Raw genomic sequence first — 273 nt, 5'->3', positions numbered from 1 at the left:
GTACCAGCATCGCCCCAGATAAAACCTATTTCTGGAGACGCATACAATTATTTAAGAAAGTTATGTTTATGTGATGACTCAGAAAGTCGATTCATGCGCTTAAAGCAAGTTGATAGCTGTGAGGTATTACAAGTTAAAAACTATGCAGGTGTGATTTTTACTCCCGATGGAACCCAAATAGAAGTATTACCTAAAGTAGCTAAAAATAGTGATGACAGCGCCTCGCGCGCGTCATTACTCATGATGCTTAAATCACTTAAGCAGTTTAGGCAC

Annotated in this window: 1 protein-coding gene; it reads left to right on the top strand. The window is 39.2% G+C overall.

The genetic code is table 11. The annotated features are described in order from the left end of the window. Window positions 1-93 precede the first annotated feature (93 nt). Window positions 94-273: 5-methylcytosine restriction system specificity protein McrC (locus AAEY83_RS14960; protein WP_502945192.1), on the top strand; the 180-nt coding region annotated here is incomplete at its 3' end.

This window comes from Psychrobacter sp. TB20-MNA-CIBAN-0197 (assembly GCF_040309765.1).
GTDB classification, from domain to species: Bacteria; Pseudomonadota; Gammaproteobacteria; order Pseudomonadales; family Moraxellaceae; genus Psychrobacter; species Psychrobacter submarinus.
Note: the sequence above shows the minus strand (reverse complement) of the source record. Positions and strands in the feature narration are given on the sequence as shown.